Source organism: Cryobacterium aureum (genome assembly GCF_002954245.1).
Lineage (GTDB): Bacteria > Actinomycetota > Actinomycetes > Actinomycetales > Microbacteriaceae > Cryobacterium > Cryobacterium aureum.
In genome coordinates, this window is the sequence record NZ_PPTG01000029.1 from 237,175 (window position 1) to 255,900 (window position 18,726).

Annotated in this window: 14 protein-coding genes and 3 pseudogenes; 12 read left to right on the forward strand and 5 right to left on the reverse strand. The window is 61.3% G+C overall.

Annotated elements, in window-relative coordinates:
• Positions 1-12: 12 nt before the first annotated feature.
• The 6 genes from CJ028_RS12310 to CJ028_RS12335 all read left to right on the forward strand — a co-directional run bounded on the left by CJ028_RS12310 (position 13) and on the right by CJ028_RS12335 (position 9,780).
• Complete coding sequence (locus CJ028_RS12310; RefSeq protein WP_161498976.1) at positions 13-2,025, forward strand: ABC transporter permease; 2,013 nt, start codon at positions 13-15, stop codon at positions 2,023-2,025.
• Positions 2,026-2,294: 269 nt separating this feature from the next.
• A complete protein-coding gene (locus CJ028_RS12315) occupies positions 2,295-3,101 on the forward strand; it encodes a hypothetical protein (protein WP_105035522.1) in 807 nt (268 codons plus the stop codon).
• 65 nt (positions 3,102-3,166) lie between these two features.
• On the forward strand, positions 3,167-4,660 hold the full coding sequence (locus CJ028_RS12320; protein ID WP_105035523.1) for a sugar ABC transporter ATP-binding protein: 1,494 nt from the start codon (positions 3,167-3,169) through the stop codon (positions 4,658-4,660).
• A gap of 712 nt (positions 4,661-5,372) precedes the next feature.
• Positions 5,373-5,669 (forward strand): acetone carboxylase subunit gamma, encoded by a 297-nt coding sequence (locus CJ028_RS12325; RefSeq protein ID WP_105035524.1) that lies wholly within the window; start codon positions 5,373-5,375, stop codon positions 5,667-5,669.
• An 11-nt stretch (positions 5,670-5,680) separates the two neighbouring features.
• Positions 5,681-7,792, forward strand: coding sequence for a hydantoinase/oxoprolinase family protein (locus CJ028_RS12330; protein WP_105035525.1), 2,112 nt, complete (start codon positions 5,681-5,683; stop codon positions 7,790-7,792).
• On the forward strand, positions 7,792-9,780 hold the full coding sequence (locus CJ028_RS12335; RefSeq protein ID WP_105035526.1) for a hydantoinase B/oxoprolinase family protein: 1,989 nt from the start codon (positions 7,792-7,794) through the stop codon (positions 9,778-9,780). Before CJ028_RS12330 ends, CJ028_RS12335 begins: the two co-directional genes overlap by 1 nt.
• 345 nt (positions 9,781-10,125) lie before the next feature.
• Here the strand turns inward: CJ028_RS12335 and CJ028_RS12340 are convergent.
• Positions 10,126-11,562: pseudogene (locus tag CJ028_RS12340) on the reverse strand (integrase core domain-containing protein).
• Between the two features lie 191 nt (positions 11,563-11,753).
• Between CJ028_RS12340 and CJ028_RS12345 the strand changes: the two are divergent.
• From CJ028_RS12345 to CJ028_RS12365, 6 genes and pseudogenes are all read left to right on the forward strand, one after another.
• A complete protein-coding gene (locus tag CJ028_RS12345; RefSeq protein ID WP_105035527.1) occupies positions 11,754-12,014 on the forward strand; it encodes a hypothetical protein in 261 nt (86 codons plus the stop codon).
• Positions 12,015-12,041: 27 nt separating this feature from the next.
• On the forward strand, positions 12,042-13,283 hold the full coding sequence (locus CJ028_RS12350; RefSeq protein WP_129590479.1) for a Mu transposase domain-containing protein: 1,242 nt from the start codon (positions 12,042-12,044) through the stop codon (positions 13,281-13,283).
• Positions 13,280-13,770 (forward strand): annotated as a pseudogene (locus CJ028_RS12355) (ATP-binding protein); the annotation flags it as partial. The gene CJ028_RS12350 and the pseudogene CJ028_RS12355, both read left to right, overlap by 4 nt.
• A 122-nt stretch (positions 13,771-13,892) precedes the next feature.
• Positions 13,893-14,420 carry a DDE-type integrase/transposase/recombinase gene (locus tag CJ028_RS12360; RefSeq protein ID WP_105035528.1) on the forward strand — a complete coding sequence of 176 codons (528 nt, stop codon included), beginning with the start codon at positions 13,893-13,895 and terminating at the stop codon, positions 14,418-14,420.
• A pseudogene (locus CJ028_RS22090) lies at positions 14,384-14,488 on the forward strand (hypothetical protein); the annotation flags it as partial. The gene CJ028_RS12360 and the pseudogene CJ028_RS22090, both read left to right, overlap by 37 nt.
• Before the next feature lie 85 nt (positions 14,489-14,573).
• The gene (locus tag CJ028_RS12365) at positions 14,574-15,074 is read left to right on the forward strand and encodes a hypothetical protein (RefSeq protein WP_105035529.1); all 501 of its coding nucleotides are present in this window, start codon (positions 14,574-14,576) and stop codon (positions 15,072-15,074) included.
• Positions 15,075-15,443: 369 nt separating this feature from the next.
• On the opposite strand, the gene CJ028_RS12370 is transcribed toward CJ028_RS12365, so the two are convergent.
• The 4 genes from CJ028_RS12370 to CJ028_RS12385 all read right to left on the reverse strand — a co-directional run bounded on the left by CJ028_RS12370 (position 15,444) and on the right by CJ028_RS12385 (position 18,668).
• Positions 15,444-16,415, reverse strand: coding sequence for an alpha/beta hydrolase (locus CJ028_RS12370; RefSeq protein WP_240607229.1), 972 nt, complete (start codon positions 16,413-16,415; stop codon positions 15,444-15,446).
• Positions 16,416-16,627: 212 nt separating this feature from the next.
• On the reverse strand, positions 16,628-17,152 hold the full coding sequence (locus tag CJ028_RS12375; protein ID WP_105035530.1) for a YbhB/YbcL family Raf kinase inhibitor-like protein: 525 nt from the start codon (positions 17,150-17,152) through the stop codon (positions 16,628-16,630).
• Positions 17,153-17,196: 44 nt separating this feature from the next.
• Entirely contained in the window at positions 17,197-17,997 is an 801-nt protein-coding gene (locus tag CJ028_RS12380) for an ABC transporter ATP-binding protein (protein ID WP_105035531.1), read from the reverse strand.
• The gene (locus CJ028_RS12385; protein WP_240607230.1) at positions 17,994-18,668 is read right to left on the reverse strand and encodes an ABC transporter permease; all 675 of its coding nucleotides are present in this window, start codon (positions 18,666-18,668) and stop codon (positions 17,994-17,996) included. The genes CJ028_RS12380 and CJ028_RS12385 overlap by 4 nt, the downstream gene beginning before the upstream one ends.
• Between the last annotated feature and the right edge of the window lie 58 nt (positions 18,669-18,726).

Genomic DNA, 18,726 nt, shown 5'->3' on the forward strand with positions numbered 1-18,726 from the left:
ATGATTTTGAGCGTGGCAATTGTGGTGATGGTACCCCTCGGCATCAACGACGGAGGTTCGATTTTGGAGGAGGTGGCCACAAAGGGCCTCCTCGCGATCGGCCTCACGGTTGTTCTGGTTGCAGGAGGTATTGATCTCTCCATCGGATCGATCCTCGGCGTGACCGCCCTCAGTACGCTCATCTTGGATCGAGTTTACGGCGTTCCAATGCTGCTGGTCGTGGTGCTGGCCCCCGTTATCGGGGCCGCATTCGGCGCAATAAACGGCTTTCTGATCGCCAAGATCAAGACCCGCCCGTTCATCACAACCCTCGTAACTCTCATTGCGTTCCGGGGGGTGGCGAAATGGTTGGAGGAAACATATTCTTCCAGGCTTGTCGTTCCGTCCACGAGCGACATCTGGTACTTTCTCGGCCAAGGCACCATTGTGGGGATACCAACGCCGACAGCTTTATTCATCATCATTCTTGTCATTGCGCATCTCTCCCTCACCAGATCAAGGTGGGGTTGGCATTTGACGTCGGTTGGCTCCGATCGGCGGTCGGCCCGGAGAAATGGAATCAATGTCGAGCGCTCGGTGTTCAGCGCCTACATACTCTCGGGAGCGCTAGCGGGATTTGCAGGTCTCCTCGCCTCGGCGCGATTCGGCCGCGCTGACTCGGGCGTTGGCCTGGGCTTCGAGATCATCGTGCTCACCGCAGTGGTCCTCGGTGGCGTAAGCCTCAGCGGGGGTCGAGGATCTGTCATTCGCGCGGCTGTGGGAATGTTCGTCGTGACGATCATTCAGCAGGCGACGATCGTGCTTCGGATGGACAATGGCTACTTCGCGACCCTGTTGGCAATCGTTCTCCTATTCTTTGCCGTGCTCGATCTCAAATGGGGAACCTATCGGGAGCGTTTCGCGGCAAAACTATCGCTCGACCCGGGAATGACAGCGGTCGGTCCTCTCATCGACGTGACAGTTCTCGACACGCTGTGGACGGTGAACGGGCGATTGACGGATGCTCCGCCGATTGGGCTCGGACTCATCGAAGGAGCGGAGGATTGCGCCATCGACGATGGTGGCCATCTCTATTGCGGAGACCGGCGGGGCTGGATCTGGCGGTTTGAGGGTCCTGATCATGCAGAGGGCAAGGTCTTCGCGCGAACCGGAGGGCTGCCGCTCGGCCACGCATGGGACCTGAACGGGAATCTTCTCGTGGCTGTCGGCGGGATGGGCGTGCAGCGAATTCTGGCGGATGGCACGACCGAGTTAGTAGCGAACCAGGTCAAACGCAGTCGATTCTCGCTGCACGATGACTCGGCGATCCGATTTGCCGATGACCTCGACGTCGCACCAGACGGATCCATCTACGTCTCGGAGTTCTCATCCCGGACAAGTGCCGCCGAGTACATGCTCGAATTCGTCGAGTGTCGTCCCAATGGTCGACTGATCCGGATCAACCCGGATGGCAGCACCGAGGTCGTCATCAAGAACTACGTGTCTCCAAACGGCGTCTGCACGAGCCATGACGGCCAGTCGATACTTGTCGCCAGTACCGGCCTCTTCAGAGTGGACCGGTTGTGGATTTCTGGACCGAAAAAGGGTCAATTGGAGCCGGTCCTGGAGGATCTGCCCGGCTACCCCGACAACATGAACCGTGCATCGGACGGCAATTACTGGATGTCCTTCGTCGCCATGCGCACCCCCGTCTCCGACCTCCTGATGAAGTACCCGGCCATGCGTCGACGCATGACAAAGGAACTTCCTGTCGATGAGTGGTTCGTGCCGCAGTTGAACGTGTCATGCGTGTTGAAGTTCACCGACAGTGGCCAGGTCCTCAAGGTTCTGTGGGACGAAACGCTGGAGAACTATCCGATGGTGACGTCGATCAACGAGCACGAAGGCTCCCTTTACCTCAGTGGTGTTCAAAACAACCGCCTCGGTCGTCTGGAACTGGACCCTGAAGATCGGGGAAGCATCGATACCCGACGGGTGCCGATGACCCAGCAGGCTCGCACGTCCTTCTCGGAGGCCGAGAAGTGAACCGCACGTTGCGCAATATTCTTGAATTCATCAGTCCGGCCTCTGTGGTGCGCTCCTCCGTTCCTCCCATGGACGCGGGGCTGCGAGCTAATGACCTCTTGGACAGTGCCACCCCTCTGCTTCTCGCCGAAGGTTTTGAGCCCGATGACGTAGTGGCGCTCGCGGACGGACAGGTCCATTTCTCGTCGGGGAGCAGCGTGTGGCGGCTCAATGGGGAATCTGCGAGCCGCGTGGCGGATCTAGGCGGGCCCGTTAGCTCAATGGCCCGGATGGACGACGTCATCATCGCGGCCGTCGATGGTCGCGGACTCGTCCAGATCAACGCTGACGGCACCGTGCACGAGTACTGCACTGATGAACTCGTCCGGAAGTGTGTGACCGACATCTCGGTTCGAATCCCCGGGCAAATCATCGTCAGCATCGGTTCCAGAGTGCGCAGTGCGTCCGGCTGGGCGCGCTCGCTCCTGGACGGGGATCGAACGGGTTCCCTCGTTCAAATTGATTCGCGGGGGGCACGTTCGGTAGCCGAGGGCCTCGGTTGGCCTTCTGGGGTGGCGTTTGACGACGACGGCTCTCTGCTCGTTTCGCTGTCGTTCACCTACCGGATCGAGCGGCGCAACCTGTCCGCCCCGCAGGCACCGCCAACCGTGGTGCTGCGCAATCTCCCGTTCTACCCCGGCCGGATTCGCTCCGGTCGGGAGGGATGGTGGGTGGCTGCGCCGTTTGTCAGGAATCGGGCAACCGAACTGGTCTTGGACGAGCCTGGCCTGTGCCAGGACCTGGCGGCCGACGTCGCTGAGGGAGAATGGCCAGTTCCTCGGCTTCGTCAGGAGAATCTCTACCGGGAGCCCATGCAGCTTGGCCAGCTGCGCGTGCTCGGAATTCTCAAGCCGTGGGCACCAGCGCGCAGCTATGGGCTGGTGTTTCTGCTTGGACGCGACGGACGTGTCCAGCGGAGCCTCCACTCCAGGGTCGGTGGGACGAGACACGGGATCACTGGGATCGTCGAGGTCGGCTCCCGCTTGATCGTTGCCGCTCGCGGCGCACGAAACCTACTTGAACTGGGAGAGCTGTAGTTATGATAATTCTCAACCCACCCACACCTCTTTCACCTGCTGGCACCGCTGGGCAGGAATCGACGATGGACACGGTGCCGGTACTTCAGCTCACCGGGATCAGCAAGATCTATGGCCAGGACTATGCGGTTCGAGGGGTAGATTTTGAGGTTCAAGCTGGCGAGGTTCATGCTCTCCTCGGAGAGAATGGCGCTGGCAAGTCCACGCTGGCCAAAATCATCGCCGGCGTCACGAAGCACGATCAGGGGACTCTTCTCTTCGACGGTGTCTCGCGGATCTATTCGGCGCCAGTGGAGGCATCCGCTGCAGGTGTGACGATGGTATATCAGGAGACGTCCCTCGTGGAGACGATGACGGTCGCGCAGAACCTGTTCCTCGGAAACGAGAAATTGTTCAACCGGATGTCGCCGCTGAATATCGCCGCGCGCGGCCTGCTGGTTGCGCACAACTTTCATATCAGGCCAGAGGCCGTGGTCGGGTCGCTCGGTGCAGCTCAGAAGCAGATGGTCGAGATAGCCCGCGGAATCCACCGCCAGGCGAAACTTCTGATCCTTGATGAGCCAACGGCATCCGTGACCCCGGAAGAGAAGGTTCAGCTCTTTCTCTCCATGGAGCAGGCAAAGCAACGCGGTGTGGCCATCATTTTCATTACCCACAACCTTGAGGAGGCCCTTGCCATTTCTGATCGGGTAACGGTCCTTCGAGACGGAGTTGTTCAGGCGACCCGTCCGACCGCGGAACTCGACCGCGAGTCGATCGTCAGGATGATGGTGGGTCGAGACGTGGAGTACATGCGTCATCCAGCAGGCCGTGGCGCTGCGCCGATTCCGTCCTTGGAGGTGGACAACGTCACGCTCCTGCCGATGGTGCGCAACATGTCATTCTCGGTCTACGCGGGTCAGATTCTCGGCATCGCTGGACTTGTCGGGGCGGGACGGAGCGAGGTTGCGATGATTGTCGCTGGAATCAGCAAACGCCGCCGTCTCGGTGGGGGACAGATCAGGCTCGACGGCAGGCCCATCCGATATCGAACGCCTCGGCAGGCGCGTCGGGACGGCATCGTCTACGTTACGGAGGACCGGAAGGCTTCGGGATTCTTCAGCCATATGTCGATCGTAGAAAACATTCACCTCGGGCATATCAGCGCGCAGAGTCGCCTGCCAGTGCTGGCAACTCCTCGTGAGCGGAGAACCGTTGGAAAGCGCTTCGTAGAGCGGTTTGCCATCCGGACGCTCAATCCGGCCAAGGCGAAGCTGGTTGAACTCAGCGGTGGAAACCAGCAAAAGGTCGTTCTCGCCAAAGGACTGACAGTACGACCCAATGTAGTGATTATCGATGAGCCCACACGCGGAGTGGATGTGGGGGCAATTGCGGAGATCCACGCGATCATCCGGGGTCTTGCTGATGATGGCGTGGCCGTTGTCGTTATTTCGTCCTACCTCCCGGAGATTCTTGCTTTGTCAGACCGGGTGATTGTTGCCCGAAATGGCAGCATCGTCGCAGAGTTTGACGCGAACGATGCCAACGAGGAGAGCATCATGTTTGCCGCCGTCCACTAGCGGGATTCTCTAAGTTAGCCGTTGATGGATTTGGTGAGCCTGCGTCGGGCTGGAGCGGTCGCCGGTGAAGGTGTGGACGCGGCGTAGCCACGGATCGTGAATGATCGCCGATCGTTTCTGTCAGCGGCCATGACAAGCTGGGCGTTTTCTATCCAACGTCACAATACTCGGTCAAATGGGGCTCTTTCCTTGAGCCTATCGAAGTGCTTTGGGCTGGTTCCCAACTGCGCACGTCGCGCGATGGATATCAATTCACCGCCCTTAGCAAGCCGGCCGGGCCTCTAATCACGGCAGTTATATGGATAGCGATTCCGACTAATTCGTCAGCTATCCCACAGAGACACCATGAATTTGATCCATTGACACTTCCATGTCCCCTATCTAGAGTTAGACCGTCCGGTCGGTAGATGACAGTGAGGTCTTCGTCCAATGGTTCCAGTCCGCCACGTTCAGGCGTCTTTTCAAGGGAAATACGATCTCGGTCGTCAAAATCGAACAAAAAAGGTTCGGAATAGCGTGAGACCGCGTCAGGCCATCATTTCCAAATGTCATTTATAAACGCATTGCGTCGTAGTGGTATTTCGGCGCGTGGAACTGCAACCAGTCACGATTCCGAGCTCTTCCGCCCGGGAATCCCCGTTCGGTAAAACTCTTGGGTTTATCGCACGGGCTTCATCTGAAGCGATCGAAGTATCAAGAAGGAGCAATAGTAATGCAATTACTAGAGAATTTATCAGTCCAGGACACGGGCTCCGGTGTGGAGTTTGTCTGTGATCGATGCCGCCATGTACTTGGGCCTGCCACTACGGACTATAAGAGCCTCTGCCTGCATCGCGAACGTCCGATCGAAGAGATCGGGCGGCTTTTTGAAGACCCGCGACGGTATATCGACACCAACATGGTCTTCCGCGAATTCATCTGCCCAAACTGTGGTGGCCTCTTCGACACCGAGATCAACAAACTAGACGAGCCGCCCGTGCTTGATATTTCCATCCAAGAGAAAGCCTAAGGAGCGAAAAAATGGGATTCATCAGCGGCGTCGACATAGGCGGCACCTTTACGGACTGCGCTGTGGTCGACAGCGCAGGCAAGCTTTTCACGGGCAAGGCGCCCACAACGCCGGACGATCGCGCCAGAGGATTCTTTGATAGCTTGGCGTCGGCCGCCCGAGCAGCGGGAATCACGCCCGAGGACCTACTTGCCGGCACAGACAGGCTCTTGCACGGAACTACTGTCGCAACCAACGTGGTGGTGGAGCGGAACGGCGCGAAGGTCGGGCTGATCACCACTCGCGGACATCGCGATGTAATTCTGATGATGCGCGGCACCGGTCGGACCGTTGGGGTACCAGTCGAGGAGATGCTCGATTTGGCAGCGTCCAACAAACCTACCCCGCTGATTCCTCGGGCACTCATTCGGGAAGTCGATGAACGAGTCGACTTCGCCGGAGACGTGATTCTGCCGCTCAATGAGGAGCATGCGCGTGAGGCAATCCAATCGTTGGTCGATGAGGGCGTCGACGCAATCTGTGTCTCCTTCCTCTGGTCGTTCATGCATCCTGAACACGAGGACACAGTGGCTCGACTAGTTGCGGAGATCGCACCACATGTGTTTGTCACGGCAGCCCATCGACTCGTGTCTAAATGGGGCGAGTATGAGCGAACAGTGGCAGGCGCGATCAACAGCTACGTCGGCCCGGTCACCAAAAGCTATCTGAAATCTGTATCCAGCCAACTCGACGAACGGGGTTACGACCGGCCCTTCCTCATCATGCAGTCGACTGGCGGTCTTGCTCCCGTGAACGAAGCCGAGGAGGCCCCACTTCTTACTGTCGGGTCCGGGCCAGTGGGAGGCTTGGAGGGTGTCCGATTCCTCGCGGAAATCCTAGGCATTCCCAACGTGATCGCCGCCGATATGGGGGGCACCTCCTTCGACGTTGGACTCATTGTCGACGGCGCGCCCATCAAGTCGACGAGCACCTCGATCGGTCATTACCAGTACAACGTTCCAGTCGTGGAAGTACAGTCGATTGGTAGCGGCGGTGGAAGTGTCGCCTGGATCGATGAAGGAAGTGGCGCGCTCCGGGTCGGACCGCGGAGTGCGGGCGCTTCTCCTGGCCCGGCGGCTTACGGACGCGGAGGGACTGAGGCGACAGTGACGGATGCCAACGTCGTCTTGGGCTATCTGAACCCGTCCTACCTTCTCGGGGGAGCCATGCCGATGGACCAAGAAGCAAGCGTACGATCGATTGGAGAACTTGCTGGCCAACTGGAGATGTCCTTGGAAGAGGCCGCGTCCGGCGTCGTCACCATCTCAGAGTTCCAGATGGCTGATCTCGTGCGTCGCATGACTGTGCAACGCGGATACGACCCGCGGGATTTTGTGATGTTCGCATACGGGGGAGCCGGACCACTACATGCTGCAGTAATCGCTCGTGAGCTCGGAATCCGTCAAGTGATCGTACCGTTAGGCGACGCCGCGGGGGCATGGTCGGCGCTCGGTGTCGGAGCTTCGAACGTCGTTCGCATTTTCGAGCACACCCAGGTCACCTATGAGCCGTTCGAACCAGGCGCGCTCAATGCAGCTTTCGAGGCGTTGGAAGAGGAGGCGCGCATCGATTTACAGGCGCAGGGATTCGCGGAATCGCAGACAGAGCTTCGCCGCTCTGCCGCTATGCAGTACGGCTATCAGGTTCACCAAGTGGAAGTGACCGTACCCGCTGGGAAGCTCGAGACCGACGATATGAGTCTGCTTATCGATGCTTTCGAGGCTCGCTATGCACGATTGTATGGAGAGGGGTCCGGTTTTCGACAAGCTGGCGTGCAGATCAACGATGTTCGTGTTGAAGCCATCGGCGTGACTCCCAAGCCGATTCTCACTAAACGCGATACGACCGGCACTGCCCATTTGGTAACGCCGACATCTAACCGGGATGTCTATTGGACCACCGAAAAGCGACGGCTATCGACTCCTGTGTTCCGCGGTAAGGATGTAGAACCGGGTCAGACGCTCATCGGTCCGGTCATCATCGATCAAGAATTCACGACCATCGTCGTGCACCCTAACCAGACCGCCACTGTTGACGGGTACGGCAATATCATCATTGAGATCCAGCAAAAGGAGCGAAACTAATGCCGATTATTGCGAGAGGGACAGTCTGGGATGGGGTGACGAACTCGTATATTCCCAATCGCAAGCTGGATATCCCCGACGCCGTCAAACTCCACACATCCGCCTCGGAAACAGTCGACCCCATAACATTCGAGGTCATCAGGTACAACCTGTGGAACATCAACGAGGAACACGGTGACACGATCGTTCGAGTCTCCGGATCACCGATCGCAGCCTTCACCCACGACTTCAACCCGTCGATCCTCACCGAAGATGGCGAGTTCGTCTACTTCGGTCCTTATCTCCAGTTCCACGCGGGGATGCTCGATGTGAACGTCAAGTGGACGCTTGAGAACCGGGGAGAGAACCCTGGTATCAACGACGGCGACATGTTCATGGCAAACGATCCATGGGTGGGTACGACGCATCAGCAAGACACGGCGATGATTTGTCCAGTCTTCTGGGAAGGCAAGATCTTCTGCTGGGTGGGGAACATGCTCCATCTGGCAGACGTCGGAGGCTCAACGCCTGGCAGCTTCTGCCCAGATGCCGACGACGTCTTCCAGGAGCCCACGCCGACACCGCCAACAAAACTCGTCGAAAGAGGGGTAGTTAGGAGAGATATCGAGGAGCAGTTTGTCCGACGCTCGCGACTGCCGGACCTCGTGCGGCTAGACCTTCGAGCCGTCGTTGCCGGAAACACTGTTGCTCGGCGCCGACTCATCGAACTCCTCGAACGTTACGGAGCTGACGTCGTTAAGGGGGTGATGCGTAAGATCTCCGATGACGGTGAGAAGCGCTTTCTGGAGCGGCTTCGAACCTGTGTCGATGGCTCGTGGACATCAGTGAACTACCTCGAGGTTGCCAAGACCGGCGATCGCGGCACGTACAAGTCCGTTGTTACGGTCACAAAAGACGGCGACAAGCTCGTGTTTCGCAACGACGGGACAGCGCCACAGGTCGGCGCCATCAACATGACGTACGCCGCGTTTCGCGGAGCGGTGCTTTCGTGTCTTAACGCATATTTCCTGCCAGACTCGCTCTATTCAATCGGTGGCATCGCGCGTCACGTCGAATTCGACCTCGATCCGGGGACATTCACTTGCGCATCTCACCCAGCCGCCGTCAGTCTCGCCGGAGCGATCGGCGTCCACTTGATCATCGGGCAGACGCAGAATGCCCTTGCGAAAATGATGATGACAAGCCCGTCTCTCAAAGGCCAGTTAATGGCCCAGGGCGGTGCCTCCCAGTGGCCAGGTGCCACCTGCTCCGGCCTTGACCAACGAGGCGCACAATTCGGCGGATTCATGCTTGACTGCATGGGTGCAGGCCTAGGCGCCTTTGCTTTCCGCGATGGTGTCGATAGCGGCGGACTCTGGTTCGACGCGAAGGGGTTCATGCCGAACGTTGAACATGCGGAACATGCCATGCCCATCCTTTACCTCTATCGTAAGGAAATCGCAGATTCGGGCGGAGCTGGAAAATACCGCGGAGGGAACGGTGGGGAGTGGGCTTTCGTCGCCCATAAGACAGACAACCTGACACACGCGACGTCCGCGTCAGGTTGCGCCATCCCGACGGCGCACGGTCTATCGGGCGGGGGACCGGGAGCCCCTAACAATTACAGGTTTGTTCGGGGATCCGACGTGCAGACACTGATAGCTGCCGGAAAAATGCCGAACGATCTCGGGGAACTCAGCGGAACGTGGGAATCGATCCATCCGAAGCAGGTTGGCATAGCTCAGACCCGTGACGACGGCTATGCAATTCGATGGTCGGCCGCCGCTGGCTTTGGAGACCCCCTTGAACGGGAGCCCGATCGCGTGGCAGCGGACGTGAGGAACGAGGATGTCACCCGCGACACCGCGGACAAAGTCTACGGTGTCGTTCTCGACGAGCGGTTGGCGGTAGATCTGCCTCTGACGCAATCTTTGCGAGCCAAGCGTGTTGCCGAGCGTTTGGCTGAAGCACGTCCGTTCAGCAAGGGGAGTTGGATGACGGCCACCTGACGTAATGTTTCGTGTTGTTGAATAACAGCCCATGTGATCTGTTCAACGTGAATTATGGGTCGGTATTCCGCCGCGGGCTCTCTGCCCCGATCGGACGGTTCGACCGCGCTTTCGCGGTCGCCACCTGAAACGCAGAACTTGGTACCTTACGTAACTCGTTTCGATTGAGTTCCCTACGACGAAGAAAGTCCCGCCGGAAACACACCGACGGGGCTTTTTCGTCGAGCTTGGCGAGTAGGGCTTGTTGGTAGCGCCAGTCCGGCGACTTGGTGTGTAATCGCGTGACATCGTGGACAGTGGATCTCAGAACTTCGTGGACGCTGGGTCTCATGGCTTCGTGCACAGCTACCGCTCTCGCTCACCGAGCACTGCGGGGAGATCAGTCTGACGCTGGGCGAACTGTGTCTGATATTCCGCGTTCTTGCGTTCCCAGGGCTTCGTCGGGTGGGCCACGCCAACGCCCTGGATGGAGTATGAGGCAACGTCTCGGCCTCGGAAGTTCAGCGCGACCATCGGCAGCGGGAATGAGAACACGATCTCAGCGGTGACGGGATCGGTTAGCAAGAACGCGTCGTCGGTGATCGTCCGGTAGAACGAGCGGTCGGCGTACGTCGTACGCAGGGAGACCTGGTAGCCCTGAAAGTAGACCTGCCGGTTCGCTTTGGTGACCTCCACGAGTGACTGATCCGCTGTTTGCGGCCGCGCGTTGTCGTCGGGCATAACCTGCCCTGTCTTGGAGATCGTCAACGGCGCCCGGTGAAGGTCTGACTGTCATCGCGAGCGAGCCCGCCGGTACTCTGAGGCTTTGGCTTCCAGCACCGACAGCGGGATCGGCTCGCTCGCTGGCGTGTGCTCGAGCAAGTCCCACGCCGCCCGCGGCGTAGCTTGTTCGAGGGCTTGATGCGGTCGGCGGTTGTTGTAGTGCTCCCGGAAACGCTGGATCCGGACACGGAGATGCTCGAGAGTGGCCGGCCGGTCGGCGTCGAGGAAACGGATCAACGTCTGGTGGGAGCGCTCGTTCTTGCCCTGTGTGGTGGGCTTACCCGGCAGCCCGCTGATCGGCATGGTGCCTTTCGAGGCCAGAAAGATCTCCACGGAGCCGATCGTGCCTGCGCGCAGCTGGTTGAAGGCCAGCGAGTTATCCGATAATACTTCTTTGGGTGCCCCGCATGCAGCGATTGCCCGTTCGAGCACGTCCTTGGCATCAGCACTTTTCTCATGACGCGAATACGCGTCGGAGCCCACGTCGTAACGGCTTGCGTCGTCGAGCAGTTGATACACCGTGACGGTTTTCCCGTTCGCCAGCCGGTACTCGAACGCGTCCAGTTGCCACAGCGACATCGCCGTCGCGCGCACGAACGGGATGTAGGACGACTTCGGTCGCTTCCTCGGTGACGCGTCCACCTGCCCGACGCTTACCAGAAGACGTGCAATCGTCGCCACCGACGGAACCTGCCCTCCGGGGAACCCGCTGTCCATGGCCGCTTCGTAGTAGATCGAGCGGGGACCATAATCCCAGCCATCAGTCTTGAGCTGTTTGCGGATCTTCACCACCTCATTCACGACGACCTGCCCATAACGCCGGGCCGGGACCTTCGGGGCGCGGGAGCGCGGGTGCAGCGCAGCAGCAGCCTCGTGGACAGCGCGCCCGCGGATCTTATAGAACACGCTCCGAGAGATCTTCAGAGAGCGCCAGAACCCGATAATCGACAGCGCGTGAGGCTGGACCGGGTCGTAATTCATGATCGCGGCACGAGTCTGCGGTGAAAGAGAATTCGTCATTCCCTAACTATCATCGGCGTAAGTGTCGCCGATGCTGTGAGACACAGTGTCCACGATGTCATGAGATCGTGTGTCCACGATGCGCTGAGACAGGACATTCCGGGTACACGGTAGCGTTGGCGGGTGGTGAACTGCTCTCGTGTGAGAGGGCCACGCATCAGGCGTGGTCCTTTTCAGTAAGGGGCGGGGTCATGGCGGACTATCGAAAAATCTTGGGGTTGTTGCTGGAGGGGCGGAGTTACCGCGAGGTCGTGGAGATCGCGGGGTGCTCCCATCACGACGTGGCCCGGGTCCGGCAAGAGGTCCAGCAACGCGGTCTCACCTCGACCGTCGCGGTCAGCGACGTCGAGCTGGCCGAGTGGTTCCCCGACGGGCGCCGGAACGTATCGGAAGAGTATGACCAGCCCGACTTGTTAACGCCAACTGAAAACAGGGCCAGAAACGCCAACTGAAAATAGAGCCACCAACCATCATGGAAGGTGATCAAATTGGATGATTGGGCAGAGATTCGCCACCTGCATTCGACGGGGAAGCATTCGAAACGGGAGATAGCCCGGCTGGTCGGAGTGTCCCGGGGCACGGTGGATCGGGCGTTGGCAGTGGATCGGTCGCCGACGTATCAGCGGGAGCCGACGCGGTCGAGTTTCGACGTGTTTGCCGGCCAGGTGCGGGTGTTGCTCGCGGTGACGCCAACGATGCCGGCAGCGACCGCGGCCGAGCGGGTGGGTTGGTCGGGGTCTCCGTCACTCTTCCGGGCCAAGATCGCCGAGCTGCGGCCGGAGTATGCGGTGCCGGATCCCGCGGATCGGCTGGTGCACCCGCCCGGGTTCCAGGTCCAATGTGATCTCTGGTTCCCGCACGAAGACCTGCCGTTGGGCCATGACCAGGCTGCTGCACCGCCGGTTTTGGTGATGACGTCAACGTTCTCCGGGTTCATCCAGGCCCGCATGTTGCCCTCGCGGACGACGCCGGATCTGCTCGGCGGGATGTGGTCGTTGCTGCAGGAGGCCGAGGCCGTTCCCGCCCGGCTGACGTGGGATAACGAGACCGGCATCGGGCCCGGGAAGCTCACCGAGCCGGCCGCCGCGTTCGCCGGTACGCTCGGCACGCAGATCAAGCTGCTCAAGGCCCGCGATCCTGAGTCCAAGGGCATGGTCGAGCGGATGAATCGCTTCTTCCGGAGCCGCTTCACGTCGGGGCGCGCCTTCACATCTCCCGACGACTTCAATCAGCAGCTGGCCGGCTGGCTGCCCATCGCGAACAACCGTCTCTCCCGGTCGCGACGAGGGCGGCCGGGAGACCTGGTCAGCATCGACCGGGCGGCGATGCGCGGACTTCCGCCGATGGCGCCGGAGGTGATGTTCCGCAACAGCGTCCGGCTCCCAAGGGATTACTACGTTCGCGCGTTCAGCAACGACTACTCCGTCGACCCAGCCATGATCGGCCGGGTCGTTGACGTGGCCGCGAGCCTGGAGCGCGTGACCGTCCATCACGACGGGGTACTCGTCGCCGAGCATCGCCGGAAATGGGCCCGGCAACTGACCGTCACCGACCCGGCACATGTTCTCCGCGCGGCCGAGCTGCGCGCCCAGTTCCAAGCCCAACGCGCGCGCCGGCCCACGGTCATAGCCGTCGTTGAAATGGCCTCACTGGTCCGCTACGACGAGCTCTTCAGCGTTGACATCGACGCCGCACCGACCGTGTTGGCGGTCGCGTCATGACCGGCTCGGAAGCGACCTGGCAGATCGAGTACTACGCCCGCACATTGCGGGCACCGCGGATCAGTGAAGCGTTCCGGCGTCTGGGCGACCAAGCCCGCGACGCGGGTTGGTCCCATGAGGAATACCTCGCCGCAGTGCTCTCCAAGGAGGTCTCCGAACGCGAGGCATCCGGAGCCGCGCTGCGGATCAAGGCCGCCCGGTTCCCGGGTCACAAGACTCTCGAGGACTTTAACTTCGATCATCAGCCCTCCGCCGATCGGAACCTGATCGCGCACCTGGGCACGAGCGTGTTCCTCACCGAAGCGAAGAATGTCGTCCTCCTCGGGCCCCCGGGACCAGGAAAACACACCTCGCCGCCGGCATCGGGATCAAGGCCGCTAAAGCCGGCCACCGGGTCCTCTTCGACACCGCGACGGGCTGGGTGACTCGACTCCAAGAGGCCCACTCGAGGGGAAAACTCGCCGCCGTGTTGGCGTGGCGGCGTTACGTCGACACGAAAGATGCGGGGAAGAAGTACGGGTATTCGCAGTTCTGCGCTCTGTTCACCGACTACCTCCGCACCCATGACCTGGTTGCGGTGCTGCGCCATGAGCCAGGTCGGGCGATCTAGTGGACTGGGCCGGCGACACGATGGACGTCGTCGACACCATCACCGGCGAGGTCGTGAAGGCGATTTTGTTCGTGGCGGTGTTGCCGTTTTCGGGGCTGATGTTCTGCCGCGCTCATGCGGATATGAAGTCTCCGGCGTGGCTCGACGCGCACGTTCAAGCGTTCGCGTTCTTCGGCGGCGTGACACAGATCGTCGTGCCGGACAACCCGACGACGTCCACCCACCAAACTCACAAGGGTGATGCGGAGCGGGTCGTCAACGCCAGATATCAGCAGTTCGCTGATCACTACCAGACGGCAATTGTCCCGGCCAGGGTGAAGAAGCCGCGCGACAAAGCTGCAGCCGCGAATGCGGTGAACGTCGTCAACAAACGCGTCATCGGCTACCTCGAGGACAACGTCTTCACGACGCTGGGCGAGTTGAATGCCGCGATCGAGGAACGGGTGCGGGAGATCAACCGCGACATCCGCCGCGCCGACGACACCACCCGATGGAGCGATTCGACGCCGAAGAGCGAGAGCTGTTAGGCCCACTGCCGGATGGGGGGTTCGAGGACGTCGAGTGGAAGGAGCTGAAGGCGGCCCGGAACTACCACGTCACCGCAGACACACAACGGTATTCCGTGCCCTTCGGGCTGGCTGGCAGGCAAGCTGCTGCGGCTTCGGCTGACGTCGTCACGGGTGACGGTCTTCGACAGACACGAGAGCATCTGCAAACACCCGCGGCTGACAGTCCGCAAAGACCAATACTCGACCCTGCCGGACCATGTCCCGCCGCAGCACCGCGATATCGACGGGCTGTGGTCCCGGAGATGGTTCACCGACCGGGCGCGCAGCGTCGGGCCGGCCACCGTCACCGTGATCGAGCAGATCCTCGACAGCCAGGCCATCGAGGCGCAGGGCTACCTGTCCTGCCAGAACATCCTTGACGGCCTGGGCAAGAACAACCGGGAACGGCTGGAGGCGGCCTGCCAGGGGCTCGTGAACCGCAGCGCCCATCCGACCTATTCGACACTGAAACGGTTGATGGCGGCGATCGACAGCGATGCGAAGAAGCCGCGGCCGATGGTCCCAGCGGCTTCGACACGCAAGCGCGTCAGCACGGTCGTTTTCCGCGACATCATGCCGGACGTTTATGTCCGCGACGCCTCTCACTATGCACGCGACGAGGAGGGCAAGTGATGTTCACCAGCGTTGATTACGACAAGTTCCGCATCTAACCAATCAACCCCCGTCGGCATCAAGCGTAAGGCGTTCGCGTCAACTCGGTCAGCCCCGGCTACACAGCTACACCGATGGCTCTGAGCCCCGAGGTCTGCCCTCTCGTCGGGGGGTCCAAAAAGATATCCCGATGGCCAGACTGGCCAAGCCGTCGGAGCTCGTGGGCCCCATCATCTTCCGTTTGAGCGATGCGGCCTCCTACGTGACGAGCGTCGACCTGCTGCTCGATGGAGGTGCCGTCGCCTGGTGAGATATACGGGCTGGGATACACCCCGATCTCAACAGGGTGCTCGCCGCGACCGGCGCGCGGTTCTGAAGCATCGTCTAGATCTAGACGACGGCCGCCGCACGCGGCGCGACGGCACGCACGAAGGCGCCGAGGCGACGGTAGACCTCCTGCGATTCCGGGTGCGTGTCGTCCTGTTGCCAGGTGTGCTTGGTATTGACGCTGCGCCGGCCATAGATCAGCGTGTCGACCCGAATCTTGCGTGCCCGCAGCGCCTCGATGAAGTTGAGGTTGGCGCGATAGAAATAGTCGCGCTCCGACGTCGTGACGAAGACCGGCGGAAAACCGCGGTCGAGCCACTCGATCGGCGACATGAAACGGGCGGCCGCACGCAGGTGCAGTCCGCGGCCGCGCTCGGGCAGCAGCATCCGCACAAAATTGAGGCTCAGCACAAACCCACGGTCGAACAGCACTGAGAAATCGGCGATGCTGCAGTGCTGCACGAGGCCGCGCAGGTTGCGGGCAGCGACCGGCGGCGCAATGTCGTAGTGGTCAGCGAGCTCGGGTTCAAAGGCCGCGGCGGTGAGCAGCGCCGCGATATGGCCGCCGGCCGAGTCGCCGCCGAGCACGATGCGGGTCGGGTCTCCCCCGTAGGCGGCGACATTGCGGGCGACCCAGTCGAGCACGGCGTTGCCGTCCTTCATCATGTGTCCCAGCTGAAACCGGGTGGCCATGCGGTAATTCGCGTTGATGACGACCATGCCCTCGGCGGCCTGGCTCGCGCAGTACTTGGTGAGCGGGTCTTTGTCGCCCGAAGTCCAGCCGCCGCCGTGAAAATATACGTACACGGGCAAGGGGTCAGCGCCCGCTGCGCGCTTGGGAACGAGAACGTCGAGCCGGTGAATCTTCTGGCCATCACCGATGTAGTCCAGATCGAGGTCGTACTCGACCGAATCGATCGGGTGCAGGTTGAACTTGTGCACCGGTGCCGGGCGGCGCAGCATCAGCGCACGCCACGCCCAGACTGGCAGCCGACGAATGCCCGTCTCCCGGTGCGCCGAACGGTCAACGGTCACGCCGTCAGCGTGCAAACGGATGCCGTGCAGCCAAGCCGGCACAGGCCTGGCTGGGTTCTCTGATGAAGATCGGGGGCTGCTGGGGGAAACGGGACGAGCAGTGTCGAACGTGGTGCTGGTATTACTCACTGCCTGAGGATAAGTCGACTCCCCCGAATCCCCGCTGGGAGTTACCCCATTTGGGGACAACTCCCGGTTTCACGGGCCGCACCTCAGGCCGCGGATGCCCCACCCGCGACCCCGGTCGCCTCCAGCACCGCACGCGCAAGCGTGTGAAAGTGCAGGTTGAAGCCTAGTACGCCCGGTGTGGACTGCGAGTCGAGGTCGAGCGTCGGCACATCAACGGCGTGCACGATGAACTGGTAACGGTGGGTGCCGGTTCCCGGCGGCGGGCCGGCACCGATGAACGAGGTGAGACGCACCTCGTTGGGAAGCACGAGCGAGCCGGCCGGCAGGGTATCGATTCCGGCAGCTAGCTCGGTGACGGATACCGGCAGGTTGGCCACGGCCCAATGCCAGAATCCGGAGCCGGTCGGGGCGTCGGGGTCGTACACGGTGAGGGCGAAACTCTGGGTCTCGGCGGGGAAACCCGACCAGGAGAGCTGGGGGGATACATCCGCTCCCCCCGCGTCGGCTCCGTACTGGGCTGGGCGCAGCTGGCCACCGTCAGTCAGGTCGGTGCTGGTGAGTGAGAACTGGGGCACCTCGCCGAAGCGGGCAAGCGGGTCGATGGTCACGGACGGCCTCCTGAATGCGCGACGGAGTGTGGCGTTTCGTTAGCCTACGCCGCGGGTTCGTGCACGAGCTCAAGAATACTGCTGTACAGAGCACGAAATTGGGGCTCTGCGCTCATCGCGGCCAGGCGTGGTCTGGCCAACGGCACCGTGAGATCGGCGCGGATTCGGCCGGGGCGGCGGCTCATCACGAGTACCCGGTCGGACGTGATGATGGCCTCTTCGATGTCGTGGGTGATCATGAGCACGGTGAGTTTGTGCTGCTCCCACACCCGGGTGAGCAGGGTTTGCATCTCCCTCCGGGTGAGGGCGTCGAGCGCGCCGAAAGGTTCGTCCATCAGCAGAATTTGCGGCTTGTAGCTGAGCGAGCGGGCGATCGCGACGCGCTGCTGCATGCCACCGGAGAGTTCACGCGGGAACGCATTCTCGAACCCGGCCAGGCCGACCAGGGCCAGAAACTGCTGCGCCGTGCTAGCTCGTTCTGCCCGGCTCAACGGCTCGTCCTGCAGGGCGAACTGCACGTTCTGCTGCGCGGTCAGCCAGGGCAGCAGGGTGAATCCCTGAAAGACCACACCGCGATCGCGGCCAGGGCCGGTGACCGGCACGCCGTCCACGGTGACCGAGCCGGCGTCCTGCTCGGTCAGGCCGGCGATGATCGAGAGCAGGGTGCTTTTGCCACAGCCGGAGGTGCCGACGACCGAGACAAACTCGTTCGCGAACAGATCGAGGGAGACCCCCTCGAGGGCGTGCACGTCACCGAAGCTCTTGCTGAGGTCTCGAATCGACACCTTGGGGACGGCTGTTTCTGCCGTGCGCACAACGGATGCCTCGCGCGAGTCAACGCTCATCGGCTGGTCCTCTCGTAACGGAACATGCGTCGTCCCCACGCGCGCATGAACTGGTCGGTGACCAGGCCGAGAACGCCGAGGATGAGCACGTAGGTGATGATCGTGTCGGTCTGGAAGTAGCGCTGCCCGAGCGTAATGCGATACCCGAGCCCGCTCGAAGCGGCGACCAGTTCGGCGACCACGAGCCAGGTCCAGGCCCAACCAAGAGTGATGCGCAGGGCATCCCAGATGCGCGGAGCGGAAGACCGCAACACGATGCGGGTCAGAATCTGGCCGTTGCCAAGGCCCAGGGTCTCGCCGAGGTCAATCAGGCTGCGGGGGGTCTGGCGCACGGCATCCGCTATCAGCAGCACCTGCTGAAAGAACGTACCCATCCAGATGATCAGAAACTTCTGTCCGTCGTCGATGCCGGCCCACAGAATGGTCAGCGGCACGAACGCCACCACCGGCATGTACCGCACGAAGTCGATGAGCGGTTCGAGGGCGGCCTCGATGCGGGTCGAAGTGCCAATCAGAATGCCGATGGGAACGGCCATCACGGTGGCCAGCAGAAAGCCGGCGGCGATGCGGTAGACGCTGGCCGAGGCATCCGTCAGCAGTTCACCGTTCTGCAGCTGCGTAACGAATCGCTCGCCGACCGCCACCGGCGACGGCAGAAACAGTGGCGACACCAGCCCGGTCAGGGTCGCAAGCGACCACAGGGCGACCAGCCCGGCGAAGGTGCTGATG